21 protein-coding genes and 1 pseudogene are annotated in these 26193 nt (G+C 69.5%); 5 read left to right on the forward strand and 17 right to left on the reverse strand.

Annotated features, from left to right (window positions below; all coding sequences use genetic code 11):
• Positions 1-102: 102 nt before the first annotated feature.
• On the forward strand, positions 103-1788 hold the full coding sequence (locus tag ACIRG5_RS08305) for a cellulase family glycosylhydrolase (RefSeq protein ID WP_402902040.1): 1686 nt from the start codon (positions 103-105) through the stop codon (positions 1786-1788).
• A gap of 40 nt (positions 1789-1828) precedes the next feature.
• Here the strand turns inward: ACIRG5_RS08305 and ACIRG5_RS08310 are convergent, their stop codons facing one another.
• Entirely contained in the window at positions 1829-3307 is a 1479-nt protein-coding gene (locus ACIRG5_RS08310; protein ID WP_402903098.1) for a glutamate--cysteine ligase, read from the reverse strand.
• A gap of 132 nt (positions 3308-3439) precedes the next feature.
• Positions 3440-3880 (reverse strand): hypothetical protein, encoded by a 441-nt coding sequence (locus ACIRG5_RS08315; RefSeq protein WP_402902043.1) that lies wholly within the window; start codon positions 3878-3880, stop codon positions 3440-3442.
• Positions 3881-4106: 226 nt separating this feature from the next.
• Here ACIRG5_RS08315 and ACIRG5_RS08320 point away from each other — a divergent pair, with 226 nt between their 5' ends.
• Positions 4107-6920, forward strand: coding sequence for a BTAD domain-containing putative transcriptional regulator (locus ACIRG5_RS08320; protein ID WP_402902045.1), 2814 nt, complete (start codon positions 4107-4109; stop codon positions 6918-6920).
• Here ACIRG5_RS08320 and ACIRG5_RS08325 read toward each other — a convergent pair.
• From ACIRG5_RS08325 to ACIRG5_RS08355, 7 genes are read right to left on the reverse strand one after another with little or no spacing between them, the layout of a single operon-like run.
• Positions 6901-7701 (reverse strand): carbohydrate ABC transporter permease, encoded by an 801-nt coding sequence (locus ACIRG5_RS08325; RefSeq protein WP_402902048.1) that lies wholly within the window; start codon positions 7699-7701, stop codon positions 6901-6903. The two genes, ACIRG5_RS08320 and ACIRG5_RS08325, sit on opposite strands and share 20 nt — an antisense overlap.
• Positions 7701-8507 (reverse strand): carbohydrate ABC transporter permease, encoded by an 807-nt coding sequence (locus tag ACIRG5_RS08330; protein WP_402902051.1) that lies wholly within the window; start codon positions 8505-8507, stop codon positions 7701-7703. Before ACIRG5_RS08330 ends, ACIRG5_RS08325 begins: the two co-directional genes overlap by 1 nt.
• The gene (locus ACIRG5_RS08335; protein WP_402902053.1) at positions 8507-9733 is read right to left on the reverse strand and encodes an ABC transporter substrate-binding protein; all 1227 of its coding nucleotides are present in this window, start codon (positions 9731-9733) and stop codon (positions 8507-8509) included. The genes ACIRG5_RS08330 and ACIRG5_RS08335 overlap by 1 nt, the downstream gene beginning before the upstream one ends.
• Complete coding sequence (locus ACIRG5_RS08340) at positions 9730-10476, reverse strand: amidohydrolase family protein (protein ID WP_402902056.1); 747 nt, start codon at positions 10474-10476, stop codon at positions 9730-9732. The genes ACIRG5_RS08335 and ACIRG5_RS08340 overlap by 4 nt, the downstream gene beginning before the upstream one ends.
• A complete protein-coding gene (locus ACIRG5_RS08345; protein WP_402902058.1) occupies positions 10473-11222 on the reverse strand; it encodes a hypothetical protein in 750 nt (249 codons plus the stop codon). Before ACIRG5_RS08345 ends, ACIRG5_RS08340 begins: the two co-directional genes overlap by 4 nt.
• Positions 11223-11256: 34 nt before the next feature.
• Positions 11257-11907 carry a 4'-phosphopantetheinyl transferase gene (locus ACIRG5_RS08350; protein WP_402902061.1) on the reverse strand — a complete coding sequence of 217 codons (651 nt, stop codon included), beginning with the start codon at positions 11905-11907 and terminating at the stop codon, positions 11257-11259.
• Complete coding sequence (locus ACIRG5_RS08355; protein ID WP_402902063.1) at positions 11904-12722, reverse strand: metallophosphoesterase family protein; 819 nt, start codon at positions 12720-12722, stop codon at positions 11904-11906. Before ACIRG5_RS08355 ends, ACIRG5_RS08350 begins: the two co-directional genes overlap by 4 nt.
• A 663-nt stretch (positions 12723-13385) precedes the next feature.
• Between ACIRG5_RS08355 and ACIRG5_RS08360 the strand changes: the two are divergent.
• Positions 13386-13763 (forward strand): annotated as a pseudogene (locus tag ACIRG5_RS08360) (transposase); the annotation flags it as partial.
• Between the two features lie 66 nt (positions 13764-13829).
• On the opposite strand, the gene ACIRG5_RS08365 reads toward ACIRG5_RS08360, so the two are convergent.
• The 5 genes from ACIRG5_RS08365 to ACIRG5_RS08385 all read right to left on the reverse strand — a co-directional run bounded on the left by ACIRG5_RS08365 (position 13830) and on the right by ACIRG5_RS08385 (position 18651).
• Complete coding sequence (locus tag ACIRG5_RS08365; RefSeq protein ID WP_319973294.1) at positions 13830-15005, reverse strand: histidine kinase; 1176 nt, start codon at positions 15003-15005, stop codon at positions 13830-13832.
• 9 nt (positions 15006-15014) lie between these two features.
• Positions 15015-16757 (reverse strand): cation acetate symporter, encoded by a 1743-nt coding sequence (locus tag ACIRG5_RS08370; protein ID WP_402902065.1) that lies wholly within the window; start codon positions 16755-16757, stop codon positions 15015-15017.
• Positions 16754-17155: a hypothetical protein gene (locus ACIRG5_RS08375; protein WP_319973292.1), complete on the reverse strand. Its 402-nt coding sequence runs from the start codon at positions 17153-17155 to the stop codon at positions 16754-16756. The genes ACIRG5_RS08370 and ACIRG5_RS08375 overlap by 4 nt, the downstream gene beginning before the upstream one ends.
• Positions 17152-18054 carry a LytTR family DNA-binding domain-containing protein gene (locus ACIRG5_RS08380; protein ID WP_319973291.1) on the reverse strand — a complete coding sequence of 301 codons (903 nt, stop codon included), beginning with the start codon at positions 18052-18054 and terminating at the stop codon, positions 17152-17154. Before ACIRG5_RS08380 ends, ACIRG5_RS08375 begins: the two co-directional genes overlap by 4 nt.
• A gap of 309 nt (positions 18055-18363) precedes the next feature.
• The gene (locus ACIRG5_RS08385) at positions 18364-18651 is read right to left on the reverse strand and encodes a hypothetical protein (protein WP_093588124.1); all 288 of its coding nucleotides are present in this window, start codon (positions 18649-18651) and stop codon (positions 18364-18366) included.
• A 434-nt stretch (positions 18652-19085) separates the two neighbouring features.
• Here ACIRG5_RS08385 and ACIRG5_RS08390 point away from each other — a divergent pair, with 434 nt between their 5' ends.
• Entirely contained in the window at positions 19086-20003 is a 918-nt protein-coding gene (locus ACIRG5_RS08390) for a hypothetical protein (RefSeq protein ID WP_402902069.1), read from the forward strand.
• 1 nt (position 20004) lies between these two features.
• Here ACIRG5_RS08390 and ACIRG5_RS08395 read toward each other — a convergent pair whose 3' ends face one another.
• Positions 20005-22491, reverse strand: coding sequence for a DEAD/DEAH box helicase (locus ACIRG5_RS08395; protein ID WP_402902071.1), 2487 nt, complete (start codon positions 22489-22491; stop codon positions 20005-20007).
• Positions 22492-22501: 10 nt separating this feature from the next.
• Positions 22502-23851 carry a glutamine synthetase family protein gene (locus tag ACIRG5_RS08400; RefSeq protein ID WP_402902074.1) on the reverse strand — a complete coding sequence of 450 codons (1350 nt, stop codon included), beginning with the start codon at positions 23849-23851 and terminating at the stop codon, positions 22502-22504.
• 302 nt (positions 23852-24153) lie between these two features.
• On the opposite strand from ACIRG5_RS08400, the gene ACIRG5_RS08405 reads away from it, so the two are divergent.
• A complete protein-coding gene (locus ACIRG5_RS08405; RefSeq protein ID WP_319973287.1) occupies positions 24154-24729 on the forward strand; it encodes a MarR family winged helix-turn-helix transcriptional regulator in 576 nt (191 codons plus the stop codon).
• Positions 24730-24823: 94 nt separating this feature from the next.
• Here ACIRG5_RS08405 and ACIRG5_RS08410 read toward each other — a convergent pair whose 3' ends face one another.
• Positions 24824-26173 carry a pyridoxal phosphate-dependent decarboxylase family protein gene (locus ACIRG5_RS08410; RefSeq protein ID WP_402902077.1) on the reverse strand — a complete coding sequence of 450 codons (1350 nt, stop codon included), beginning with the start codon at positions 26171-26173 and terminating at the stop codon, positions 24824-24826.
• Positions 26174-26193: the final 20 nt, after the last annotated feature.

Consider the following 26193-nt stretch of genomic DNA (forward strand, 5'->3'; position numbering starts at 1 on the left):
CGAGTACTGGTCTGGTGCTGTGATTCAAGCCACCACTGATAGGAAACCTTCTTAACTAAATCGCCGCCGCGCCCTGCTGTTCCCCTCACACAGGAGGCACCTGTGGCCAGATCCCTGTTCCTGGTCCTACCAGCAGCTCTCGCACTCGCTGTCGCTCCGGCCGTCGCGGTCGCCGCCCCGGTCCAGTACCAGGCGGAGAACGCGACGATCGCCAACGGCCTCGTCGAGTCCAACCACGCCGGCTTCACCGGTTCGGGCTTCGTCAACTACGACAACGAGGTCGGCAGCTCCGTCGAGTTCACCGTGAACGCGGGCACCGCCGGTCTGGCGGCACTCACGTTCCGGTTCGCCAACGGCACCACGGCGAACCGCCCGATGGACATCTCGGTCAACGGCACCGTGGTGGCGTCGAACTTCTCGTTCCCGGGCACCGGCGCGTGGACCACGTGGACGATCAAGTCCGCGACGGTCACCCTGAACGCGGGCTCCAACACGATCAAGACGGTCGCGACGACGGTGAACGGCGGCCCGAACCTGGACCGAATCGACGTCGACGCCCAGTCGGCCACGCCGGACACCGTGGCCCCCTCAGTGCCGGGCGACCTGCGCTCGACGGGCACCACGTCGACCTCGGTGTCGCTGGCGTGGAACGCGTCCACCGACAACGTGGGCGTCGCCGCGTACGTCCTGTCCAACGGGCAGACCACGACCGGCACCACGCACACCGTGACCGGCCTGACCCCGGACACCGCGTACACCTTCACCGTGCAGGCGCGCGACGCGGCCGGCAACCTGTCCGGCGCCTCGAACTCCGTCTCGGTGCGCACGCAGCCGGGCACGCCCGGCGGCACCAGGCCGCACGACATCAACGGCCTGCTGCGCGTGTGCGGTGTGCAGCTGTGCAACCAGTACGGCAAACCGATCCAGCTGCGCGGCATGAGCACGCACGGCATCCAGTGGTACCACCAGTGCGCGAAGTCCCAGTGGTGGGACGCGCTGGTGAACGACTGGAACGCGGACTTCATCCGCGTCGCCATGTACATCCAGGAGGACGGGTACGAGACCGACCCCCGCAAGTTCACCGACATGATGCACGGCTACATCGAGGAAGCCACGCGTCGCGGCATCTACGTCCTCGTGGACTGGCACCAGCTCTCGCCCGGTGACCCGAACTACAACCTGTCCCGCGCCAAGACGTTCTTCACGGAGATCGCCAACCGGCACAAGGACAAGACGAACATCATCTACGACATCGCCAACGAGCCCAACGGCACGTCGTGGGCGAAGGTCAAGTCCTACGCGGAGCAGATGATCCCGGTCATCCGCAACATCGACCCGGACAGCCTCATCGTCTCGGGCACGAACGGCTGGTCGACGTTCGGCCACTCCGACGGCGAGGACCCGTCGGTGGTGCTGAACAACAAGGTCAACGCGACCAACTTCATGTACTCGTTCCACTTCTACGCCAACTCGCACAAGCAGGCGTACATCGACGTCCTGAACCGCGTCTCCAGCGCTGTTCCGGTGTTCGTGACCGAGTTCGGCACGCAGACGGCTTCCGGCGGCGGCTCGAACGACTTCACGACGTCGCAGAAGTACATCGACCTGATGGCCCAGAAGAAGATCTCGTGGGCCAACTGGAACTACTCCGACGACGGTCTGTCGGGCGCGGTGTTCAAGACGGGCACCTGCTCCGGCACGAACTTCTCGGGTACCGGTGTGCTGAAGGAAGCCGGTGTGTGGGTGCGCGAACGCGTCCGCACCCCGGACAACTTCCCGACCAGCTGAACGAAGGGGGTGTGGCCGCTGGCGGCCACACCCCCTCTTCTCATGTCAACGGCCAGGTGTGCACGGGTTCGTTGGCGTGCATCAGGTCCACATAGGTCCGCAGCATCGTGCGCAGCGCGTCCGCTCGGTCCATGTGCGAGTGGTCGTAGTGCCGGTGGAACTCCCGCGCCTGCCAGGTGGCTCCGTTCACGCCGCTCAGGCACCGCTGCTCGATCACCCCGAGCAACCGGTCGCGTTCCGAGGAGTCGACGCCCCACCGGATCAGACCCTCGTGCGCCAGCGGCAGCAACCGGCGCAGCACCAGCTCGACCACCGGCACGGTACCGACGCCGGGCCAGTACATCTGCGCGTCCATCCCGTTGCGCGAGGCGGCGTTGAAGTTCTCCTCCGCCGCCTGGAAGCTCATCTGCGACCACAGTGGACGCTCGTCCTCGGCCAGCGCGCGCACCAGCCCGAAGTACAGCGCGGCGTTGGCCAGGGTGTCCACGATGGTCGGCCCGGCGGGCAGCACCCGGTTCTCGACGCGCAGGTGCGGGCGGTCGCGGACCACGTCGTACACGGGCCGGTTCCAGCGGTAGATGGTGCCGTTGTGCAGCTTCAGCTCGCTCAGCGCGGGCGTGTCGCCCTTGTCGAGCACGGCCAGCGGGTCCTCGTCGTCGGTGATGGGCAGCAGCGCGGGGAAGTAGCGGACGTTCTCCTCGAACAGGTCGAAGATCGAGTTGATCCACCGCTCGCCGAACCACACGCGCGGCCGCACGCCCTGGGCCTTGAGCTCGTCGCCCCTGGTGTCGGTGGCCTGCTGGAACAGGGCGATGCGGGTCTCGCGCCAGAGCTCCTTGCCGAGGAAGAACGGCGAGTTGGCGCCGACGGCGACCTGCACGCCCGCGATGGCCTGGGCGGCGTTCCAGTAAGCGGGGAACTGCTCCGGCGACACCTGCAGGTGCAGCTGCGTGCTCGTGCAGGCGGCCTCGGGGACGATCGAGCTGGCCGTGAGGTGCAGCCGCTCGACGCCGTCGATGGAGATCTGCAGGTCCTCGCCCCGCGCGGCCAGCACCTGCTCGTTGAGCAACGCGTAGCGCGGGTTGCCGGAGAGCAGGCCGGGGGAGATGTCCTTGGTGCGCAGGGTCGGCAGGATGCCGTTGATGACCATGTGCGCGCCGACCGCCCGTGCCTTCTCCTCGGCGTCGTTGAGACTGCGGCGGACCGTCTCCTCGAACGACGTGATGCCGCCGCCCGCGAGCCGGCGCGGCGCCACGTTGATCTCGATGTTCCACTGGCCTAGCTCGGTCACGAAGTCCGGGTCGTCGATGACGTCCAGGGCCTCGTGGTTCTTCATCGCCGGATCGCAGTTCTCGTCGATGAGGTTGATCTCGATCTCCAGGCCGGTCATCGGCCTTTCGAAGTCGAAGCGCGCTTCACGCAACATCCGCGCGAACACGTCGAGACATCGCCGCACCTTGGTGCGGTACCGCGTGCGGTCCTCGCGCGTGAACTCGTGCTTCGCGACGTCCTCGCCCATGGTGGCCTCCCGGCGGTCGAGGGTCCACCCCACCACTCCGCACCATGATTGATCAAGCCGACACCCGTGTCTTGTCGCGGAAGAGCGGGCCGCCCCTGGGGTGACGGCCCGCTCTACCCCCAGCGCTGTCCGTCAGGGGCGGTCGTACTGCTCGCAGGTGAGCCAGTTGTCGGCCCCGTCCTGGAGACAGGCGATGACGTGAGCGGGACCGCCGGCGATGTCCACAGCGAGGTTCAGGGTGCCGGTCTTGGTGGTGTCGCAGTGCAGGCTGGTGCTCTTGGAGGGGTACTCCTTGTAGTTGGCGTCGTAGGGCGTCACGTAGAGCCGGCGGCAGTAGCTGGCCTTCAGCGTGAAGTCGACGTCGACGGACCGTGCGTGCCAACGCACGGTTCCGGACGCCTTGGTGGCGCCGTAGACGAGGTCCCACGGCTCGGACGGGTCGGCGGTGATGGATGCCGGAACCGCGTCGGCGGGCGCCGCGGTGGCCGTGGTCGGCGACATCAGCACCGCGCCCACGGCCGCGAGTGCCAGCCCCGCGCCGGCGATTCGGCGCAGCATTCCCCTGAAGTTCATGGTGTCCCCTCTGTCAGAACCGCGGACCTTCGCGGTCTGAAAAGGACGCTATGGAGCCCATCTACACGGCTCCTACATGCCGCCCACACCCATCTGCCGGCAAAGGCAACCTTCGACCCGTGTCCAAGCGTGAATGCACTGCTACGCTCCGAAGTCGTCGACTGGACCGGGTGGGGGAGCCTTGGTTACTACAGCGACGTTCGCGGTCCTCGGGCCGCTATGCGTCATGAACAACGGACAACAGCTGCCCAACACGGGGCAGCGGCGGCGGGCTTTGCTGGCCGCGTTGCTGGTCAGGGCACGGCAGCCGGTCGGCCTGACCGCCATCGTCGAGGCGCTGTGGGGCGAACGGCCGCCCGTGTCGGCCATTGCGAACGTGCACACCCATGTAAGTCGACTCAGGCGTGAGCTGGCCGCCATCGGACTGGCGGACCGGCTGGTCACCGACAGCGGTGGCTACCGGCTGCACGTCGAGCTGGACGAGCTCGACAGCTTTCTCTTCCAGAGTTCCGCCGAGGAGGCACGGGCGGCGCTGGCGTCGGGGGACGTCGTGAAGGCCGTGACGGTCTGGGAGGACGCGTGGTCCGGCTGGCGGGGTGCGCCGCTGGAGGACGTGCCGCGCTGCGGGTGGCTGGAGGGCGAGGTGGTGCGCCTCGAGGAGATGGCCGCCGCCGCGCGGGAGGACTTCGCCGAGGCGCGGCTGGCGGCCGGGCAGTTCGGCACCGTCATCACGGAGCTGAGCGCGCTGGTGCGGCAGCTGCCGTTGCGGGAGGGGCTGTGGCGGCGGCTGATCCTCGCCCAGCACCGGGCCGGGCGCAGGGCCGAGGCGCTGGAGACCTACCGGGCGCTGCGGGTCGTGCTGGTCGAGGCGCTCGGGGTCGAGCCGTGCGACGAGATCCAGCGGCTGCACCAGGAGGTGCTGCGCGGCACGTCCTCGGCGCCGCGGGCGGTGCGGCCGATGCAGCTGCCGCCCGGCCCGGAGGACTTCGTCGGGCGCGCTGACGAGACGGCGGAACTGGCCAGGATTCTGACGGAGGAGCGAAGACCCGCCGTGATCATCGGCAAGGCGGGCGTCGGCAAGACCTCGCTCGCGGTGCGGGTGGCGCACGCGGTCGGGCCCGAGTTCCGCGGCGGGCAGCTCTACGTGCGGCTGGGCGGCACGTCGCCGTCGCCGCGCGATCCGGCGACCGTGCTCGCGGAGCTGTTGATCGCGCTCGGCGTGCACCCGCACGCGGTGCCGGACGACCTGGACGCCCAGGCCGCGCTGTACCGCTCGCAGCTCGCCGCGCGGCAGGTGCTCGTCGTGCTGGACGACGCGGCGGGCATGGCGCAGGTCCGGCCGCTGCTGCCGGGGTCGGCCGGGTCCGCGGTGCTGATCACCAGCCGGGTGCAGCTCGTGGAGACGGCGCACGCGGTGCACCTCGACGTGCTCGGCCCGCAGGACTCGGTGCGGTTGCTGGCGTCGATCGCGGGGCCGGACCGGATGACCGCGGAACCCCTCGCCGCCGCCGAGGTCGCCCGTTACTGCGGCAACCTGCCGCTGGCGTTGCGGATCGCCGGATCACGGCTGGCCAGGCGGTCCCACTGGACGGTCGGGCGGCTGGCCGACCGGCTGGCGTGCGAGGGCACCCGCCTCAACGAGCTGCGCATCGACGACCTGGAGGCGCGCGCCAGTCTGGCGTTGAGCTACCAGGCGCTCGCCGAGGATCAGCAACGGGCGTTCCGGCTGCTCAGTCTGCTGGACGCGCCGGACTTCCCCGGCTGGGTCGCCGGTCCACTGCTGCGGGTCGCGGTGCCGGACGCGGAGGAGATCGTCGACAGCCTCGCCGACGCGCACCTGCTCGAGTCCGCGGGTCCCGGCCGCTACCGGTTCCACGAGCTGCTGCGGGTGTTCGGGCGCGAGCGGGCCCAGGAGGACGGGGACGAGGACACCGAGGCGCTGCGCAGGGCGTTCACCGCGTGGCTGGACCTGGCCGTGCGGGCGGAGGTCGACCTGCCGTGCCGGTTCCTCAAGGTGCGGCTGACCGATCACGGCTCGGTGGCGGACGTGCCGGTCGGCGATCCGCTCACGTTCCTCGAGACCGAGCGCGACTCGCTGGTCGCGACGGCCGTGCAGGCGATCTCACTCGGCATGACGACGCTGGGCTGTGCCATCGCCGGCGTGCTGACCACGTTGTTCGACCTGCGCGGCCACTACGACCTGTGGCGGCGGACCCACACGCTCGCGCTGGAGGCCGCGGACCGGGCGGGGGACCGGCACCACCGGGCGGTCCTGAACCAGGGCCTCGGTGCGCTGGCCTTCCACCGCGACCACTTCCACGAGGCCAGCGAGCACTTCCTGGTGGCGCAGGGGGTGTTCGCCGATCTGGGCGACGCGCACGGCCAGGCCTATGCCGATCTCGGCGTGGGCAGCGTGCACATGTTCCACGGGCAGCACGACGACGCGGCCGTGGAACTGACCCGCGCGCTGGCGGTGTTCCGCGACTGCGAGGACGCCTGCGGTGAGGCGTTCTCGTTGCAGGGACTGGGAGTCGTCCGCCGCAACCAGGACCGTCTCGACGACGCGGAGTGCTTCCTGACCGAATCGCTCGCGATCTTCGACGAGCTCGGGTGCGCGTACGGACGGGCGTGCACGCTGTTCAGCACGGGCCTGCACCACAACGCCCGCGGCGACCTGGTGGCCACCGAACGCGCCCTGGTGGAGGCCATCGAGCTGTTCGGCGCGGCCTCCTGCCCGCGCGACGAAGCCCTGGCGTTGCACGTCCTTGCGGCCATCCACGCCCAGCAGGGCGACGCGGGCAAGGCGTCGGCGTTGATGTCCGAGTCGCAGACCGCCTTCTCACCGGAGGACGAGAGCGTCGGCAAGGCGGAGACCCTGTACAGCCTCGGCTGGGTCGAGTACCGCAACGGGCGCTTCGACAAGGCGGAGGAGTGCTTCCTGCACGCGTGGCGGCTGTTCGACCGGCTCGACCTGCCGCTGCACCTCGACAGGACCGGGATGGCACTGCGGAGCCTGGGGGTCACCGTCCCCGTCCGGTGAGTGTGCTGACGAGGTGTCGTTGCACCAGCCAGAAGACGAGCAGGCACGGCAGCGCGGTGATGGTGGCGGCGGACATCAGCTCCGCGGGGCCCGTCCGAGCGGAGTCCATCGTGGACAGTCCGAGGGTCAGCGTGCGCATCTCGGTCGAGTTCGTGACCACCAGGGGCCACAGGAAGTCGTTCCAGTGCCACAGGAACACGAACACCGCGAGCGTCGCGAGCACCGGGCGGCACAACGGCAGCACGACGTGCCAGTAGGTCCGCCAGTCGCCTGCGCCGTCGACCCGCACCGCGTCGAAGACGTCGTCCGGCAGCGCGCGAATGAACTGCCGCAGCAGCAGGACGGCCTGGGCGTTGGCCAGCGTCGGCGCGATCAGGCCCCAGTACGTGTCGACCCAGCCCAGTGCCGCGACCAGCAACAACAACGGCACGACCAGCGCGTGGAACGGCACCATCAACGTCGACACGATCGACCACAGCAGCACGTCCCTGCCGGGAAAGCGCTTGCGGGCGAACACGTACGCGGCCATCGACGCGGACAACAGCACCACGACCACGGATACCGCCGCGTAGATCATCGTGTTGGCCGTCCAGAGCAGCAGGTCCTCGGTGGCGAGCACGGAGACGAAGTTCCGCAGGGTCAACGACTCCGGCCATCCGTACGGCAGCGTGCGCGTGCCGGGCGGGGAGAGGGCGACCAGCACCATCAGCACGAAGGGCGCCGAGGCCAGCAGCGTCACGACGGCCAGCGCGACGGCGGGAAGTACCTTCCTGGACCGCATCACGGACTCCGGTCCAGCACCCGGCGCTGAGTGAGCGACACCAGCAGCACCACGGCCCACAGCACGATGCCCGCGGCCGCGGCGTGACCGAGGTCGAACTGCCGGAAGGCGTAGTCGTACACCGCGTACGCCAAGGTGTAGCTGGCGCGCACGGGGCCGCCGGCGGTCAACACGTAGACCGTGTCGAAGACCTGGAACGAGCCGATCGTCTCGATCACGACGACGAAGAACAGCGCCGGCCGCAGCGCGGGCAGCAGCACGTGCCGGAACCGCTGCCAGGTGCTCGCGCCGTCGCTCCTCGCCGCGTCGAGGCGTTCCGCCGGGACGTTCTGGACGCCGGCGAACAGGACCAGCATCGAGTAACCGAACCCCTTCCACGTGCTCACGACGGCGAGCGCGGGCAGCACCAGCGCCGGGTCTCCCAGGATTCCCAGCGGTTCGAACAACCGGCGCCAGAGCACGGCGGAGAGCACCAGACTGGTGACGTACGGCGCGAGCAGGGCGGCGCGGAAGAACCCGCGACCCCACCGGACCTGGTCGAGGAGCAGCGCGGTGCCCAGCGCGACGACGACCGTGAGCGGCACACAGATCGCGACGTAGCCGGCCGTGGTGCGCAGGCTCTCCAGGAATCTCGGGTCCGCGGCGAGGTCCGCGAAGTTCGCCGCGCCGACGAACTCGCGCCCGCCGTCCAGGTCGTGGTCGCTCAGGCTCAGCCCCGCCGCACCCACCAGCGGCACGAACCGGAACAGGCCGAACAGCACCAGCACCGGCAGCAGGAACAGCAGGATCGTGAGCTTGGCGCGCATCAGCGTCCGCCGAGCATCCCGTCGACCTCCGCCGCGGCGTCGGCCAGCGCCCGCTCGGGTGTCGCCCTGCCCAGCAGCGCGGCCTGCAGGTGAGGTGCGAGCAGGCTCATCACCTTGCGCGCCTGGGGATGCGCGTCACCGGCGGACGCGAACGGCAGCGCCTGCGCGAACTTCCGGTCCACCTCGTCACCCGAGGGCGGCGACGCGTCCATCCACGGCGCGAAGAAGCCGGACTCGGCGCACAGCCCGTCGACGACCTTCGGTGAAGTGAGGTGGGCGAGCACCTTCCACGCGGCATCCTTCACCTTCTTCTCCTTGCGCACCAACGACAACGCGCCGGGCTGGCCGAACGTCGCACGCACCTTCTGCTGCAACGGCAGGCCTATCACCGTGTCCTCCGCGCCGATTCCGGCCATGATGTTGCGGGCTTCGGCGGCGGTCGTGACGTGGCTCATCGCCGCCCTGCCCGCGGCGACCGGATCGTCCTTGAGATCGCTCTTGCGGGTCGTGACGTCGCGAGGCAACCCGTTCATCGCCCCGAGGTCGGTCAGGAACCGCAGCGCGGCGACACCTTCCGGCGACGAGAAGGCGCTCTTCTTCCCGTCCGCGCTGAACACGGAGCCGCCCGCCTGCCACAGCAACGGGTAGAAGGTGATGTTGAGCGTCTCCTCGGCCGAACCGGGGTAGTCGAGCACGGGGATGCCCCTGGCCGCGAGCCTGGGCGCGGCCGCCCGCACCTCGTCCCACGTCCGCGGCAGTTCGGTGATGCCGGCCTCCGCGAACAATCTGCGGTTGTAGACCGTGGTCGTGACGGTCTGGTAGATCGGCACGCCGTACGCCTGGCCGCCGACGCTGAGCTCCGAGATCACCGACGGCCGGAACGCGCGTCCGCTGCCGGTGACGACGTCACCGACCGGCTGGAGCGCACCCTGGGCGACGTACTGCGGGATCATGTCCGGTTGCAGCAGCACGAGGTCCGGTCCGCTGCCCGACATCAGGGCGGTGCCGATCTTCTCCTGCCGCCCCGCCCACGGCTGGAGCTCGACGCGGAGGTCGATGTGGTGCGTGGCCTCGAAATCGGCCTCGACCTGCTTCCAGAACGCCTTGCTCTTCGCCGCGTCGTCGATGACCGGGTACATCCACAGCGTCACGCTGTCCGGCCCGGCGCTGGTCGTGGCACACCCCGAGAGTGCCACGACCAGTGCCGTCAGGAGCCACCTCCTCATGCCGCGAGCCCCGCCGTCGTCTCGATGCCGAAGAGCGCGGCCGCGTTGCGCCACATCACGTGCTCGTACTCCCGTTCGGTGAGATGCGCGTCCAGCACCACGCCCAGCGCGATCGCCGGGTCGACGAGCGTGCTGTCCGTGCCGAAGAGCATCTGGGCGAGCGGCACCCGGTCGAGCGCGTACCGGAACCTGTCGCGATCGGTGATCGAACAGCACGGCTCCAGGTAGAGGCGGTCCGTGCGGCACGCCGCCTCGACCGCGGTCCGCCACGCGGGTCCGCCCATGTGTCCCGCGATGATCCGCAGTTCCTGGTGCCGCTCCAGCACCTTCACCAGGCCCAGCACACCGTCGTCCCAGGTGTGGATCAGCACCGGCAGCCCCGCCTGTGCGGCGAGCCTCAACGCCTCCGCGGTCGCCTGGGACGTCAGCGGCAGGCCCGGATAAGTCGTGTGGATCTTCACCCCCACGAACCGCCCGGTCGCCTGGTGGCGTTCCAGTTCCCTGGCCGCCTCGTCGAGCTCGTTCGGGTTGATCACCAGGTAGCCGAGCAGACGCGGATGCACGGCCAGCACGTCCGCCATCCACCGGTTGCCGCTCACCATGTCGTACGTGACTGCCTCCGACGCCGACACGATCTGCCGGTCGATGCCGTACCGGTCCATCAGCTCGATGTTCTGCTCGACCGCACCCACCTCGGTCGAGAAGAACCACGGGCCGGCGTGCGCGTGCACGTCGATGATCACGATCCGTCCCCCAGCCATCCCGTCGCCGTTCCCCCGGCCACCTGCCGCCATTCCCGCTCGTCCAACCTGGCCGTCCGCAGGCGCAGGGCCGACGGCATCACGTCGTGCAGCGGTGCTCGCGACCCGTACGCCAGCCGGTCCGCGCCCACCTCTCCCGCGATCCTCTCGATGTTGTCCGGGCCGACCAGCATGCGGGTCGACGCCACGAACCCCGGCTCCCGGCGGGCCAGGATCACGAAGTCCGCCACCCGGTACGAGTGCACGTCCAGGAAGCACACCCGCGTCCCGCTGAACGGCGCCCAGAACCGGCTGACGTCCCCGCTGGTGAGCAACGTGAGCCCGTTCGCCGCCGCGACGTCGATGACGTACGCGAGGCCGGGCGAGTCCGGCTCCACCCACTGCTCGACCGGGAAGAGCCGCAGCAGCCGCACTCCGCTCGCGGCCAGCCGGACGATCTCCTCCTCCGCCGTGAGCGCGTCGCGGATGTCGACGGTTCCCACCGGCACGTGCCCCGTCCGCTCCGCCGCCCTGCGCGTCTCGTCGTTGCCGGAACACGCGTCGAACAGCCCGCCCCGCAGCGAGCAGAGCAGCCCGCGCCTGATCCCGTGGCCGCTCAGCTGCTCGTCCACCGCGCCGATCGACGCGTCGAGGTCCCGGCTGGGCACCGCGCCGAACAGGACGTCGACGTCGAGACCGATCTCCTGCCGTTCGAGCGGCACCGCGGGGAGGAGAGGCCTGAACACCATGGTGATCAGCTTGCCGACCGCCCCTACACGCGCCCTACACGCGCGCGGGCACCGCGATCACGGTGAGCAGGAGGTCGCCCTGCACCAGCCAGCGGCCGTCGAACCCGGCGATCGGGGTGTCGGCCAGCAGGATGCGCGAGTGGAACGTGCCGTCGGCGTTGAGCGTGATGTCCGCGTCCTCGAACCCGAGCCACCGCCGCGTGACCGGGTACCAGGCCTTGTAGGTGGACTCCTTGGCGCTGAACAGCAGCCGGTCCCAGCAGATCTTCGGGTCGTCGACCTTCAGCCCCGGCATCCTGCGCAGCTCGGCCGGGATGGCGATCGCGCCCAGCACGCCGTCCGGCGCGGGCTTGTGCGGTTCGGCGTCGATGCCGATCGTCTCGAAGTCGCCCGCGCGGGCCAGTGCCGCGGCCCGGTACCCGGCGCAGTGCGTGAGGCTGCCGACGATCCCCGCCGGCCACAGCGGCTCGCGCTTCGGGCCCGGCAGGATCGGGGCGGGCTCGACGCCCAGCTGCCGCATCGCCTCGCGGGCGCACGCGCGGACCGTGCCGAACTCGAACCGGCGCTTGGGCACGGCGTTGCCCAGCAGCGCCTCCTCCTCGGGGAAGAGGTCGGCCGGCTGCTCGTCGTCGTACCGCTCCACCGCCGCGATGGGCGGGGGGAGAACCTGCTCCAGCACGGTCATGCCTCCCGGAGCACGTCGTGCAGCTTCACCTGGGTGGTGCCGCGTGGTTTCCACTCGCGCGGGTAGCCGAGCGAGACCTCGTCGAAGCGCACGCCGTCGTAGTGCGTCGTGCGGGGGATGTGCAGGTGGCCGTAGACCATCTCGACCACGTTGAACCGCTTGTGCCAGTCGGCGGTCAGTGTCGTGCCGCACCAGAGCGCGAACTCCGGGTAGCGCAGCACGAACGTGGGGTCGCGGACGAGCGGGTAGTGGTTGATCAGCACCGTCGGGCCGCTGATCTGGGCGAGCCGCTTCTCGGTCTCCTCGACGCGCGCCTGGCACCACGCCTCACGGGACGGGTACGGGTCGGGGTGCAGGAAGTACTCGTCCGTGCACACCACGCCCGCTTCGTGCGCGATGGCGAGCGCCGACTTCACGTCCGTGGCGCCGTGCGGCCTAAAGGAGTAGTCGTAGCCGAGGAAAAGTGGACAGACGGTGACCGGGCCCTGGGCGCCGTCGAACGTGACGTACGGGTCTTCCGGCGTCACGACGTCGAGGCTGCGGCACAGCTCCACGAGCTGCTTGTAGCGCATCTCGCCGCGGGCCTGGTTGGGGTCGTCCTTGGTGGTCCACAGCTCGTGGTTGCCCGGCGACCAGATCAGCTTCGCGAACTTCGGCCGGAGGGTGGCGAGCGTCCACTCGATGTCGGCGAACTTCTCGCCGATGTCCCCGGCGATGATCAGCCAGTCGGTCTCGTCCGGTGAGGCGATCGTCTCCACGACCTGGCGGTTGTCCTGGTAGGAGACGTGCAGGTCGCTGGTGGCCAAGAGCTTCACAGTTCGAACGGTATCTGTGGCGTCAACGACCGGATCATTACCGTCCGGTGGGCCACCCGATCGTGAGAGCGGTACCACGACCGGTTATCCGTTCGTCGCAGACAGTGCGCCACTCGTCTCAACAGGGCGAGCCGCGTATCGCCGCCGCACGCCCGTTCACCGCCTTTTATGGCCTACGTACTTACCTGTTTTCTGGCCTCCTTCCTACTGTGAGCGCTGTCACCTGACGGAAAAGTCCTGGCGGAGGACCCCATGACCGACTCACAGTTCGCTCGCACCCCGGACCCGCGACTCTCGCGACAGGTCCCGCCCCGTCAGGTGCCAGGACGCCCGGTGCCCCCACGCCAGGCGCCCGCGGGCCAGATCCCGCCACGTCAGGCGGCGGTGAGCCAGGTCCCCACCCGCTACGGCCAGCCGGTCGACCCCCGCCTCGCGGGCAACCCGTCGTTCCGCCGCACGGTGGGCGCCGAGATCGCCCGCCACGCCCAGCAGCACCAGGCCTACGCCGTCCCCCAGCGCCGCACCACGGCCGAGGACACGGCCCTGGCCACCCTGCTCCGCTCCCGTCAGCGCGCCGAGTCCGCCCGCCAGGACCAGCGGCCCGCCGACGTGGCGCAGCGCCCCGACGCGTGGATGCGCACGTCCGCCTGGCCCGAGTCCGGCATGGAGTCCGGCCGCGGTGACGTCATCGACCAGCTCTCCGCCCGTCTCGTCTCGGCGAACCTCTGGGCCGTCGTCGAGCCGCTCATCCCGCCGGCCAAGGTCCGCCGTCAGGGCGGTGGCCGCGGCCGGGTGTGCAGCCGTTCGGTGTTCACCGCGATCGTGTTCGTGCTGTCGTCCGGATGCGCCTGGCGGCACCTGCCGGCGTCGTTCGGCGTGACCGTGCCGACCGTGCACCGGCGGTTCCAGGAGTGGACCGACCTGGGGCTGTGGGTCCGGCTCCGGCGTGCCGCGGCTGAGGGCGCGTGCGGGACCGACGAGATCGACTGGATCCGCGCGGTGCTGGACGCGGCGGACCGCAGGGCCGCGAAGGCCGCCAGCTGATCTCTCCCCTCGAGCTTCGCCGGAGTCACCCTGAGGAAGGGTGGCTCCGGCGTTTTCATGCGCTCACATGCCGTTGATGCCCGCGTGGTACTTCGGCACCCGCACGGTGATCTTCGTGCCCAGCCCGCAGGCGGTCTCCACGACCAGCCCGTACTCGTCCCCGTACACGCGCCGCAGCCGTTCGTCGATGTTGCCGAGCCCGATGCCGGCCGACTCGTCCACCTGCCCGGCCAGCGTCCGGCGCAGCTTCTCCGGGTCCATGCCGATGCCGTCGTCCTCGATCGTGATGTGCGCCTCGGCGCCGCCGTCGTTCGCGTAGATCTGGATGTGGCCCGGCTCGACCTTGCCCTCCATGCCGTGCCGGACGGCGTTCTCGACCAGCGGCTGCAGGCACAGGAACGGCACGGTCACCGGCAGCACCTCGGGCGCCACCTGCAGCGTCACCTTCAGGCGTTCGCCGAAGCGCGCGCGTTCCAGGGCCAGGTACTGGTCGATCGACCGCAGCTCCTCGGCCAGGGTCGTGAAGTCGCCGTGGCGGCGGAACGAGTAGCGGGTGAAGTCCGCGAAGTCCAGGAGCAGGGTCCGGGCGCGCTCCGGGTTCGTGCGGACGTAGGAGGCGATGGCGGACAGCGAGTTGTAGATGAAGTGCGGCGAGATCTGCGCGCGCAGGGCCCGCACCTCCGCCTCGACCAGCCGGGTCCGGGAGCGGTCCAGTTCGGCGAGTTCCAGCTGGCCCGCCGCCCAGCGGGCCACCTGGTTCGTCGCGCGCACGAGGCCGGCCGAGGCTTCACGGGAGTAGGCGGCCAGGGTGCCGACGACGCGGCCCTCGACGGTCAGCGGGGCCACGACCGCGCAGTTGATCGGGCAGTTCGGTTCGGTGCAACCGATGTCGAACGCCTGGGTGCGGCCGGTCAGGAACACGTCCTCGGCCTGGGCCATGGCCTCGGCCGCGTGGTGGTCGGAGACGCCCTCCCAGGCCACGACCTCCGTCTCGTCGGTCAGGGCGAGAGCCGGGGTGTCGAGCAACGTGCGCAGGTGCCGGGCGGACTTCTTCGCCGCGTCGGGGACGAGACCGGCGCGCAGCGGGGGAGCGGCGGACCAGGCCGTGTGCAGGGTTTCGTAGGTGACGCGCTGGGCCTCGGTCGAGAGCGACTGCTTGTTGCGCGTGCCCCGCCACAGGACGAGCACGGCCGCTCCGCCCACGAACAGGATCGCGGCGGCGGTGAGGAAGTCCTGCATGTCACACCCCTAGCTTCGCTCTTCGCCCGAGTTCGAGCTCGAGCTGTCCAGCCCGAGGTTCTCGGGCGCGTGGAGCTTGACCATCGTGCGCTGCACCCCGGCCGGCACGTGCCGCTGGGTGAGCAGGGAGACGACGTACATGACCGAGAAGCCGAGCGGGACCGTCCACGCGGCGGGGCGGGAGAGCAGGATCTCGTACCAGGCGTCGCCGGTGTCGGTGAACATCGTGACCAGACCCGCGGTCAGCGCGGGCACGCCGCCCGCGAGCATGCCGGCGATGGCGCCGACCGTCGTGATGCGACTCGACCAGATCCCCAGCATCAGCAAGGGGCACAACGAGGACGCGGCGACGGCGAACGCGAGGCCGACCATGTCCGCGACGGGCATGCCGGTCGACACGAACGTCATCGCCAGCGGCACGAGGCCCGCGAGCACCGTGGAGATCCGGAAACCGCGCACGCCGCCCAGGCGCAGCACGTCCTGCGAGAGCACGCCCGCCAGCGACACCACCAGGCCCGACGAGGTGGAGAGGAACGCCGCGAAGGCGCCGCCCGCCACCAGGGCGCCGAGCAGTTCGCCGCCGATGCCGTCGATCATCCGGGTCGGCAGCACGAGCACCACGGCGTCGGTCTGGCCGGTCATCAGCAGCTCGGGGGTGTAGAGCCGGCCGAGCGCGCCGTACATCGGTGGCATCAGGTAGAAGACGGACAGCAGGCCGAGCACGATCAACGTCGTGCGGCGCGCGGCGGTGCCGTTCGGGTTGGTGTAGAAGCGCACGATCACGTGCGGCAGGCCCATGGTGCCCAGGAACGTCGCGATGATGAGCGAATAGGCCCCGTACAACGGGAAGTCCTGGCCGCTCGACATCGGCAGCGACCACATCTCGTTGGTGTTGTGCGCCATTGTGGACAGATGCGGGACGGGCGCGTCCTTCGGGAACGTGAACTCCGCGCCCTGCCCGATGCGGTGGTAGCCCTCGGTCAGCACGATGCCGGTGTTCTCGATGCGCACGCCGTCGACCTCGCCGGTGCCCTTGATGAACAGGGCCTTCTCGGCGTGGATCGTGGTCTGGCGCTGGAACGTGACCTCGGTGTCCTGCCGGAACGTGGGGTACTCGGGCTTGGTCAGCGAGTCGGCGCCGTGCGCCTGCCAGACGACGATCAGGAACACGATCGGCACGGTGATCGCGGTGAGCTTGAGCCAGTACTGGAACGCCTGCACGAACGTGATCGACCGCATCCCGCCGGACATCACGTTCACCGTCACGACCACCGTGACCACCAGCGCGCCCAGCCAGTCCGGCGCGCCCGTCACCGTGTTCAGCGTCAGGCCCGCGCCTTCCAGCTGCGGCAGCAGGTACAGCCACCCGATCGCCAGCGCCAGGATCGACGCGACCGCGCGCACGCCGCGGGAACGGAAGCGGGCCTCGGCGAAGTCCGGCAGCGTGTAGGCGCCGGACCGCCGCAGGGGAGCGGCGACCATCGTCAGCAGCACCAGGTAGCCGGCGGTGTAGCCGACCGGGAACCACAGCATGTCCGGCCCGTAGGCGAAGATCAGCCCGGCGATGCCGACGAACGACGCCGCCGACAGGTACTCGCCGCCGATCGCGGAGGCGTTCCACCACGGGGAGACCGTGCGCGAGGCGACGTAGAAGTCGGACGTGGTGCGGGAGACGCGCAGTCCGTAGGTGCCGACCAGGATCGTGCCCAGTGCGACGACCAGCACCGCCACGATGGCGTAACCACTCGTCATGGACGTTCGACCAGCTCCGCGAACTCGCGTTCACTGCGTTCGGCCTGCCGCACGTAGAACCAGCCGGCCAGCAGCAGCATCGGACAGGTCGCCACGCACAGCAGGAACCACGGCAGGCCGAGCCCGAGGATCCGGAACTTGCCGAACTCCGGCTCGATCGCGAACAGCAGCGGCAGCAGGCCCAGCGCGCCACACGCCACCAGGCACACCGAGAGGCCCAGCCGCCGTTGCGCCCGGATCAGCGTGCGCATGTAGACGGCGCCGAGTTCGCTCTGCTCGTTGATCTCGCGCGTGCCCGAGTACGGGCGGCGCGCACGGGGCGCCCGCGTGCGCGGGCTCGTCACCACCACGCGCTGGGTCGGCCTCGGGTCCGGCCGCCGGGGTGGTGGCGTCGTCACGACCCGAGCCCGTTCCTCGGTTGCAGGACACCGGCGCTGCCCGGCACCGGAGTGGGCCGGGCGCGACGCACGAGCAGTTGCCGCAGGTGACGGGCGTGCCGGCGGCTGACCGGCAACACCGCGCCGCCGATCGTGACGCTCAGGTGCCCGTCCTCCAGCCGCAACTCGTCGATGTGGCCGAGCGACACCAGGTGGCTGCGGTGGATGCGGACGAACCCGGCGCTGCGCCAGCGTTCCTCGAGGCCGTTCAACGCCGCGCGCACGAGGCCGCTGCCGGTCGCGGTGTGCAGGCGGGCGTAGTCGCCGTGCGCCTCCACGTACCGGATGTCGGCGAGGCGGATGAACCGGGTGACGCCACCGAGCTCGACGGGGATGACCTCGTCACCCATCTCCGGCGGCGTGGAGTTCGCGGGCTGCGCGGGCGCCGGGGCGGCGGGTTCGGCAGCGGTCTTCGAGTCCCAGACCTCGTGCACGATGCGGTGCACGGACTCCGCGAGCCGTTCCGCGCGCACGGGCTTGAGCAGGTAGTCGAGCGCCTTGAGTTCGAACGCCTCCACCGCGGGCTGCTGGTGCGCCGTCACGAACACCACAGGCGGCGGCTGCGCGAACCGCGACAGCACACGGGCGAGGTCGAGACCGTCGAGCCCGGGCATGCGGATGTCGAGGAACACCGCGTCCAACGGCTGCCCGGCGTCCATCGCGCGGTGCAGCACCCGCAGCGCCTTGGTGGCGTCGGTGACCGCTTCCACGTGGGCGATGCGCGGATCGGAGCGCAACAGGTACGTGAGGTCTTCCAGCGCGGGCGCCTCGTCGTCGACGGCGAGCACCCGCAGCGAGCGCTCGAGGCTGCCACGTCGATCCGGCCCCTCGCAGATGGGGCAGGGCAGACCTGAGGTCATTCGAGATCGAGTCCAAACTGTGTACGGCCGATCCTCACGTGGCGGCGATTAGACCACGCTCGGTCATCGCGCGCCTGGTGAGCCGTGGGCGTCGGATACGCGATCATGCCCCCTCACGGAGGGTGACCCGCCGCGGGGGTCCGGTTGCGCACCGTGTGCACCACGAGTTCCCCTCCCGCCCTGAAACCCCGATCGGGCGCATCATCCGCCAGGGAGAGGAGGAGCGGGAACCCTCCGATCGGGTGTGTCTCGGTGACGAGGTGCGAACCCTCAGTGAACTCGGCCGTCAGCGGAGTGCGAAAGATCCCGTCAGGGCTGCCGGATCGCGCGAGGCTGGGCCGCCAGCGCGTCACCGAGCGTGATCTCCAGCTCGATGAACGACTCCTCGGCGCGGCGGGCTGCGACGCTCACGGAGGCGGCGGCGGCCGGGCCGACGAGTCTGCGGGTGGGCGCGCGCAGCGCCTGGATCGCCTCGGACCACTGGTTCGAGAGCTTGGCGAGACCGCTCAGCGTGTCCACCAGTTCCTCGGTGTTGTCCGGCGGTGACGCGACGATCTCCGCCAGCCGGTCGCGCAAGGCGTCCAGTGCCGGGTCCACGGATTCCTCCAGTCGTGCTGCGCCAGACATTTCCCCACTGGGCAACACCATATCTCGACCTCTGCGGTCCAGTGCAATGATGTTGCCCCAAGGGGACTACCCGGTCAATCGATTGCGCAATCCGTCTCATTTGGCGCTTGTCTCAACTGGCGGCCACTTATGGCCGTCGGCTGAAATGAACGGGTTTCGGCGTTTAGTCGATGTTTCTCGACACTATGTCGGTTCTACAGCCCTGGTAGACCAGGTGGCGCCGGAGGAGCTGGGCCGGGCCGGTGTGTCCTGGGTCGCATCAATCATGGCATTGCGTGCTCTTGCTGGAAGAGTTCTCGACAGGCGAATTAACTCTTTTGCCGCAGGGGTTGCGCGGTTTGTGTCAGGAGGCGTGAGCCGCTCTGCTATGACTGGGCTCGAGCTCGGCCGATCTGGGGGATCGCATGAAGTACTTCATCCTGCGCGACCGGCGCGACCACCCGTTCGCGGTGGTCAGGAAGACCGCGTCGGCGGAGGAGGCGTTCACCCGCGATCTGCGGTGGCAACCCTCCGACCTGCTCGGGCGCACCGATCTGCGGATCGAGGAGGTCGCCTACGAGTCGGACGCCGGTGAGGCGAGAGCCGCCATCGAGATCGCCGTGCGCACCCAGCGGCACCGCGGCTGGCCTCGGTACTCAGCGCTGTGGAAGAAGACCGAGTTCGAACCGCGCAACCTGCACTCCGTGCTCAGGCGGACACGGCCGGGCGGGGAGGAGATCCACACCGGGCACAGCGGCTGGGTGCCGTCGAGAGTGCTGCGGCGGATGGAGAAGGAGGACTACTCGTCGTACCGTGCGCTGCCCGTGAGCGAGGAGGAGGCCGAGACGATCATCGCAGGGAAGCCCGCGCAACGGTGCTTCCAGGTGCTGTCCGTGGAGGGGCCGAACCTGCCGTTCGCGGTGGTCAGGGCGAACGGAGAGCACGAGGAGGCGTTCACGCGCGAGCTGGTGTGGGGGCCGTCGACGCTGCTGGCCGAGGTCGCGGCCCACCGCGGCCGATGGGTCGAGGAGCTCTCACCGGACGCGACGGGTGACCTTGCCGCCTACCACCTGGCCCTGGCCCAGCGAAGGCTGTGGCAGCGCCTCCACTGGAAGGGAGCCGGATACTTCGCGATCTTCTCCGACGTCGTGGACGCACTCGACCTCGCGAACGCGTTCGCACTCGTCCAAGGAGACTCGTTCGAGGAGTACGCCTATCGCAAGGGGGTGTGGGAGCGGTGCTCGTTGCTCAGGGGCATCAGCAACGGCGGCAACACCTACGAGGAACTGCCGATCAGCCCTGACGAGGCGCGCCTGCTGATGGAGCGCCTCGACAACCGCTGAGTCAGAGGCGGCCGACGTCCGTGATCGTCACGACCGCCTCGCCCAGCTCGTCCGACGCCGCCAGGTCGACCTCGGCGTTGAAGCCCCAGTCCTTGTCCCCGGCCGGGTCCTCGAAGATCTGCCGGCACACCCAGCGCTCGCGCTCGACGTTGATGATCAGGAACGCCGGGCCGCGCGCGTTCGGGCCCGCGCCGATGTCCGAGTGCTCCTCGAAGTACGGCTCCAGCGCGTCCATCCACTCCTTGGCCGTCCAGCCCGACTCGTGGTCGAGCTCGCCCAGGGAGTACCAGTCGCGCTTGGCGGCCAGTTCGACGCGGCGGAACAGCGCGTTGCGGACCAGCACGCGGAACGCGCGGACGTTGCGGGTGACCGCCGGCGGCAGGTCGGCACGGACCTCCTCCACCGGAGCGTCCGGGTTGGTGAGCTTCTCCCACTCGTCGATCAGCGACGAGTCGACCTGGCGGACGAGCTCGCCCAGCCACGAGATCAGGTCGTTGAGCTCCTCGGTCTTCGCCTCGTCCGGCACCGTCTGCGACAGCGCCTTGTAGGCGTCGGCCAGGTACCGCAGCACGAGGCCCTCGGAGCGCGCCAGGCCGTAGAACGCCACGTACTCCGTGAACGTCATCGCGCGCTCGTACATGTCCCGCACGACGGACTTGGGGGACAGATCGTAGTCGCCGACCCACGGGTGACCACGGCGGTACGTGAAGAACGCGGCGTCGAGGAGTTCGGCGAGCGGCTTCGGGTACGTGACCTCGTCCAGCATCTCCATGCGCTGGTCGTACTCGATGCCGTCGGCCTTCATCGCGCCGATCGCCTCGCCCCGCGCCTTGTGCTCCTGCGCGCCCAGGATCTGTCGCGGGTTGTCCAAAATGGACTCGATCACCGACAGCACGTCCAGCTCGTAGCCTGGCGCCTCGCGGTCGAGCAGTTCGATGGCCGCCAGCGCGAACGGCGACAGCGGCTGGTTCAGCGCGAAGTTGAACTGCAGGTCGACCGTGAGCTGGAAGTCGTCGCCGTGGCGTTCGACGACACCGGCCGCGACCAGCGCCTTGTACATCGACAGCGCGCGGCGGATGTGCTTGAGCTGCTTCGGGCGGTCCTCGTGGTTGTCCTCCAGGAGGTGCCGCATGGCCTGGAACGCGCCGCCGAGGGGGCGGCCGATCACGTTCAGCAGCATCGCGTGCGAGACCTGGAACGACGACGTGAGCGGCTCCGGTTCGGCGCCGACGAGCCGTTCGAACGTCGCCTCGCTCCACGACACGAACCCGTCGGGAGCCTTCTTGCGGACGATCTTGCGGCGCTTCTTCGGGTCGTCACCGGCCTTGGCCAGCGCCTTGATGTTCTCGACCTCGTGCTCGGGCGCCTGCACCACGACCGTGCCGATGGTGTCGAAGCCGGCGCGGCCCGCCCGTCCGGCGATCTGGTGGAACTCACGGGCCTTGAGGATGCGGGTGCGCGTGCCGTCGTACTTCGACAACGCGGTGAACACGACCGTGCGGATCGGGACGTTGATGCCGACGCCGAGGGTGTCCGTGCCGCAGATGACCTTCAGCAGGCCGGCCTGCGCGAGCTGCTCGACCAGGCGGCGGTACTTCGGCAGCATGCCGGCGTGGTGCACGCCGATGCCGTGCCGGACCAGCCGCGACAGCGTCTTGCCGAACCCGGCCGAGAACCGGAAGTTGCCGATCGTGGCGGCGATCTGCTCCTTCTCCGGCTTCGTGGCGACGTTGACGCTCATCAGCGACTGCGCGCGTTCCAGAGCCGCGGCCTGGGTGAAGTGCACGACGTAGATCGGCGCCTCACGGCCGTGCAGCAGGTCCTCGATCGTCTCGTGCAACGGCGTGGAGACGTACTGGAAGTTCAACGGCACCGGGCGCTGCGCCGAACGGACCACCGCCGTCGGCCTGCCGGTGCGCCGGGTCAGGTCCTTCTCGAAGAACGAGACGTCGCCCAGGGTCGCCGACATCAGCAGGAACTGGGCCTGCGGCAGCTCGACGATCGGCACCTGCCAGGCCCAGCCGCGGTCGGGCTCGCTGTAGAAGTGGAACTCGTCCATCACGACCTGGCCGACGTCGGCCGTGTGGCCGTCGCGCAGGGCGATGTTCGCGAGGATCTCCGCGGTGCAGCAGATGATGGGCGCCTGGTCGTTGACGCTGGCGTCGCCGGTCATCATGCCGACGTTCTCCGGGCCGAACACCTCGCACAGCGCGAAGAACTTCTCCGAGACCAGGGCCTTGATCGGCGCGGTGTAGAAGCTGCGCTGGTTGGCCGCCATCGCGACCAGGTGGGCGCCGATCGCCACCAGGCTCTTCCCCGACCCCGTGGGGGTGCTGAGGATGACGTTGGCCCCCGAGACGAGCTCGATGACCGCTTCCTCCTGCGCCGGGTACAGCGCGAGGCCGCGCTCGGTCGCCCAGTGGGAGAAGGCGTCGAACAGTTCGTCTTCGTCGGCGATCGAGGTGAGCCGGTCCGTAAGTGCAGTCATCGCAGGTGAACTATAGGTGGTACGCGTATTCGGTGAACTCCCAGTCGGTCACGAACCGCTGGAACCGGGCCACCTCCTCCCACTTGAAGTCCACATAGGACCGCACGAAGTCCTTGCCCAGCACCTCGACCATCGCCGTGTCCTCCTCCAGATAGGCGAGGGCGTCGGGCAGCGTGGCGGGCAGCGTCGGGGCCTTCGACGGGTCGTAGCCGTACCCGGCGGACGGCCGCGGCGGCTCGATCCGCTCGCGAATGCCCAGGTAGGTGGCCGCGACGAGGCCGGCGATGCCGAGGTAGGGGTTCGCGCTCGCGTCACCGAGCCGCAGTTCGAGCCGGGTGGTCTCGCCGCGCTCGGCGGGCACCCGGAGCATCGAGCTGCGGTTGTCGAGACCCCAGTCGATCAGCCACGGCGCGAGCGAGTCCGGGCCGAAGCGCTTGTAGGAGTTGACCGTGGGGTTGAGCAGCGCGGCCAGCGCCGGGGCGTGCTTCAGAATCCCGCCGATGGCCCACCGCGCCTCGTCCGACAGGCCGCTGGAGTTCCCCGGCGCCTGGAACGCGTTGCGGCCGTCCTTCTCGTGGCACGACAGGTGCAGGTGGAACCCGCTGCCGCCGCCGTCGTTGAACGGCTTGGCCATGAACGTCGCCAGCCGGCCCTCGCGCCTGGCCAGCTCCTTCACGCTCGTTTTGAAGCGGAACGCGCGATCGGCCGCGTCCATGGCGGGCGAATGGACGAGGTTGATCTCGAACTGGCCCCCGGCGTATTCGTGGTTGCCGCCGGTCGTCTGCAGGCCTGCCGAACTCAGGGTGCGCAGAGTTCTCAGCAGATGACCGTCCGAATCGCCCCTGCGGCCGGTCGCGTAGACGTTTCCAGGCTCGTCGCAGTACGGCCGCCACCCGTTCGGGCGATCTTCGTCCGGTTCGCAGAGAAAATATTCCAGCTCGGGCCCGATCACCGGGGACAGCCCGGTGGTCTCGAACACCTCCAGCGCTCTGCGCAGCACCTGTCTGGGAGATTCGTCGACGGGCCTTTCGTCGGACGGGCTCACCGCGTCGCCGATGCACCACGCGACGCCCGGCTCCCACGGGATCGGGAGCAGCGTGTCGAGGTCGGGGACCACGATCACGTCGGGCAGCCCGGCGTCGAGCACACCGCCGGTCTCGGTCGTCTTGCCGCCGGGAGTGGTGCTGTACACGGCCCGGCAGAACGACAGTCCGCGCTGAATAACCGCAGGTAGGTGCTCTACGAGGACGTCACGGCCCCGGTCGGTGCCGAGCAGGTCGGGGAAGACGACGCGCACCACGTCGATCCCGTCCTCGCCGAGTCTTGCCGCGAGTTCCCGAGTCACCTGTTCACCGACCACGTCGAACTACCTTTCCGGCACAGTGTGTCGCTGACGCGGAGGGGATAACGTTGAGGGGCAAACGCTATCGACCCGTCCGTGGAGCAAAGACCGCCATTGGTCCCCGTTCGGTGCTCCACACTCATCGTCCACCACGGGGCAACAGTCCGTAACTGGACGGGTGGCGACCGTCACGAGATCATGCACGATGTGGGATCGTGATCAAAGTGGTTGCGGACCGACTCGCACCACATCACAGACATAGTTCGGAACCGCAAGTATTGTGCCGGGAACACCTGAGCTCGAGCACGGGAGACTTTCAGTTGTCTGGTCACCACACGATTGCCGAGACCGAGAAGGCCGTCCAGGCCAAGCTCGGTGCGGTGCCGCTGCATCGCGAGCAGATGGCGGCGGTGTCGAACATCCACCGCGCCGCGACCGCGATTCGCCAGCACCTCGAGAACTCGGTGCTGCGCACCAGCGATCTGACCTGGACCGGCTTCGTCGTGCTCTGGGTCGTGTGGATCTGGGGCGAGATGGAGACGCGCTACGTCGCCGAGGAGGCGGGCATCTCCAAGGGCACCCTGACGGGCGTCGCCAAGACGCTGCAGTCACGGGGCCTGCTGGAGCGCCTGGGCCACCCGACCGACGGGCGTCTGGCGGTCCTGCGACTCACCCCTGAGGGTGAAGAACTGATGGCCGACCTCTTCCCCAAGTTCAACGAGGAGGAGGTCTTCGTCAGCGGTTCGCTGGAGTCGTCGGAGGCCCAGTCGCTGGCCGAGATGCTGCGCCGCATGGTGACGCACCTCGAGGCCAACGGCGAGCAGCGCCGGCTCGACCTGCGCGGAGACACGCCGTTGCCGCCGCGCCGATCCGGTCGGCGCGCCAAGCACGGCTGACTCGACGCCCTTGGGCGACTCACCGGGGGTGAGTCGCCCAATTCGGCGTTGAATCGGGGTCTGACCGGTCAGAGGGCAGGCCCCTGACCAGCGCTCAGAGCAGGCTCAGCACCCGCGCGTGCAGGGTGTCGAGGTAGTCCTCGGACTCCGGCTTCATCAGCACGCTGCGCAGCACCCGCGCACCGTCCACATCGGCCTCCACCTCGGGATGCCGGGCGGCGAACGCGGTCTTCGAGGCCCGTGCCACGCTCAGGAAGATCGGGTCGACGGCCGCGTTCATGCCCGTCTCCATCACGCGGTGGGAGGCGGCGTCCACCGCGGACAGGGTCAGCGGGTCGGTCCGCGGGAAGTACGTGACGATGTCGAGTTCGGGCTCCTGGTAGAGCTCCAGGGAGTCCGACTCGCGGATGATCGACGCCCACCGCACGGCCGCCCGCCGTCCGGCCGCCAGCACCTCGCCCAGACCGTCGCGCGTCAACGGCAGCAGCCGCAGCGTCAGCCAGAGCCCGGCCGCCGCGGCGCCCGCGCGGGAGCACTCCAGGCTGATCTCGCCCAGGTGCATCTCGTCGGACGTGAAGTACGTGTAGGGGGAGTCGTGCAGGTAGAAGTGGCCCACGGACGGGTCGCGGAACAGGACCGCGCCGCAGCCGTAGGGCTGTAGACCGTGCTTGTGCGGGTCCACCACCACGGAGTCGCACGAGCCGATGGCCTCCCACGGCTCAGGCGCGAGATCGGTGCCCGCGAGCAACGTGAAGAAGCCGCCGTACGCACCGTCCACATGCACCCGTGCGTCGTATCGGCGTGCGACGTCCAGTACAAGATGCACCGGTTCGATGGCACCCAAAGCGGTAGTTCCCGGGGTGACGACGACGGTTCCGACCTTGCCGGTCTTCAAGAGGTCTTCGAGCGCGTCCAGATCCATGCGGCCCAGGCCGTCCACGGCGACAGGGAAACCCTCGATGCCGAGCACGCCGCACATCCGTGAGTGGGTGTAGTGCGCCTCGGAGGAGTACGCGACGCCACGGGTCGGATGCAGCGAACGGGCCACGAAGAGCGCTTCGAGGTTCGCGATCGTGCCGCTGGAGGTCAGGTGGCCGAGGTGCTGGTCGCCGTAGCCGAACATCGTCGCCAGGTCCGAGACGACCTCGCGTTCCATCGCGGCGGTCGCGGGACCGCCGTCGAGGGCGTGGTTGTTCGGGTTGATCAGCATCGCCGACAGGTAGCCCACGACGGCCGCGGGATGCGGCGGCTTGAGCATCTGGCCCGCGTAGCGCGGGTGGAAGAACGGGTAGTTGTCGCGCAGCCGGTCCTGCAGCTCGGCGAGCGCCGAACCGAAGAGCGCCGGGTCGACCTGCAGGGACGAGTGGGGTGTGAAGGTGCCGTAGTCGGCCGTCCACTTCTCGTGGTTGGCCAACGCCTCGTTGAGCCAGTGCTGAAGATCCACCGCACACTCCACTCGTCCAC

The organism is Lentzea sp. NPDC102401 (assembly GCF_044765805.1).
GTDB classification, from domain to species: Bacteria; Actinomycetota; Actinomycetes; order Mycobacteriales; family Pseudonocardiaceae; genus Lentzea; species Lentzea sokolovensis.

Bases quoted from the DNA above. Each gene is read 5' to 3' on its own strand.
- ACIRG5_RS08310 (WP_402903098.1), bottom strand. From the start codon at position 3,307: ATGGGCGAGGACGTCGCGAAGCACGAGTTCACGCGCGAGGACCGCACG.
- ACIRG5_RS08315 (WP_402902043.1), bottom strand. From the start codon at position 3,880: ATGAACTTCAGGGGAATGCTGCGCCGAATCGCCGGCGCGGGGCTGGCA.
- ACIRG5_RS08320 (WP_402902045.1), top strand. From the start codon at position 4,107: ATGAACAACGGACAACAGCTGCCCAACACGGGGCAGCGGCGGCGGGCT.
- ACIRG5_RS08325 (WP_402902048.1), bottom strand. From the start codon at position 7,701: ATGCGGTCCAGGAAGGTACTTCCCGCCGTCGCGCTGGCCGTCGTGACG.
- ACIRG5_RS08330 (WP_402902051.1), bottom strand. From the start codon at position 8,507: ATGCGCGCCAAGCTCACGATCCTGCTGTTCCTGCTGCCGGTGCTGGTG.
- ACIRG5_RS08335 (WP_402902053.1), bottom strand. From the start codon at position 9,733: ATGAGGAGGTGGCTCCTGACGGCACTGGTCGTGGCACTCTCGGGGTGT.
- ACIRG5_RS08345 (WP_402902058.1), bottom strand. From the start codon at position 11,222: ATGGTGTTCAGGCCTCTCCTCCCCGCGGTGCCGCTCGAACGGCAGGAG.
- ACIRG5_RS08350 (WP_402902061.1), bottom strand. From the start codon at position 11,907: ATGACCGTGCTGGAGCAGGTTCTCCCCCCGCCCATCGCGGCGGTGGAG.
- ACIRG5_RS08365 (WP_319973294.1), bottom strand. From the start codon at position 15,005: ATGCAGGACTTCCTCACCGCCGCCGCGATCCTGTTCGTGGGCGGAGCG.
- ACIRG5_RS08370 (WP_402902065.1), bottom strand. From the start codon at position 16,757: ATGACGAGTGGTTACGCCATCGTGGCGGTGCTGGTCGTCGCACTGGGC.
- ACIRG5_RS08380 (WP_319973291.1), bottom strand. From the start codon at position 18,054: ATGACCTCAGGTCTGCCCTGCCCCATCTGCGAGGGGCCGGATCGACGT.
- ACIRG5_RS08390 (WP_402902069.1), top strand. From the start codon at position 19,086: ATGAAGTACTTCATCCTGCGCGACCGGCGCGACCACCCGTTCGCGGTG.
- ACIRG5_RS08395 (WP_402902071.1), bottom strand. From the start codon at position 22,491: ATGACTGCACTTACGGACCGGCTCACCTCGATCGCCGACGAAGACGAA.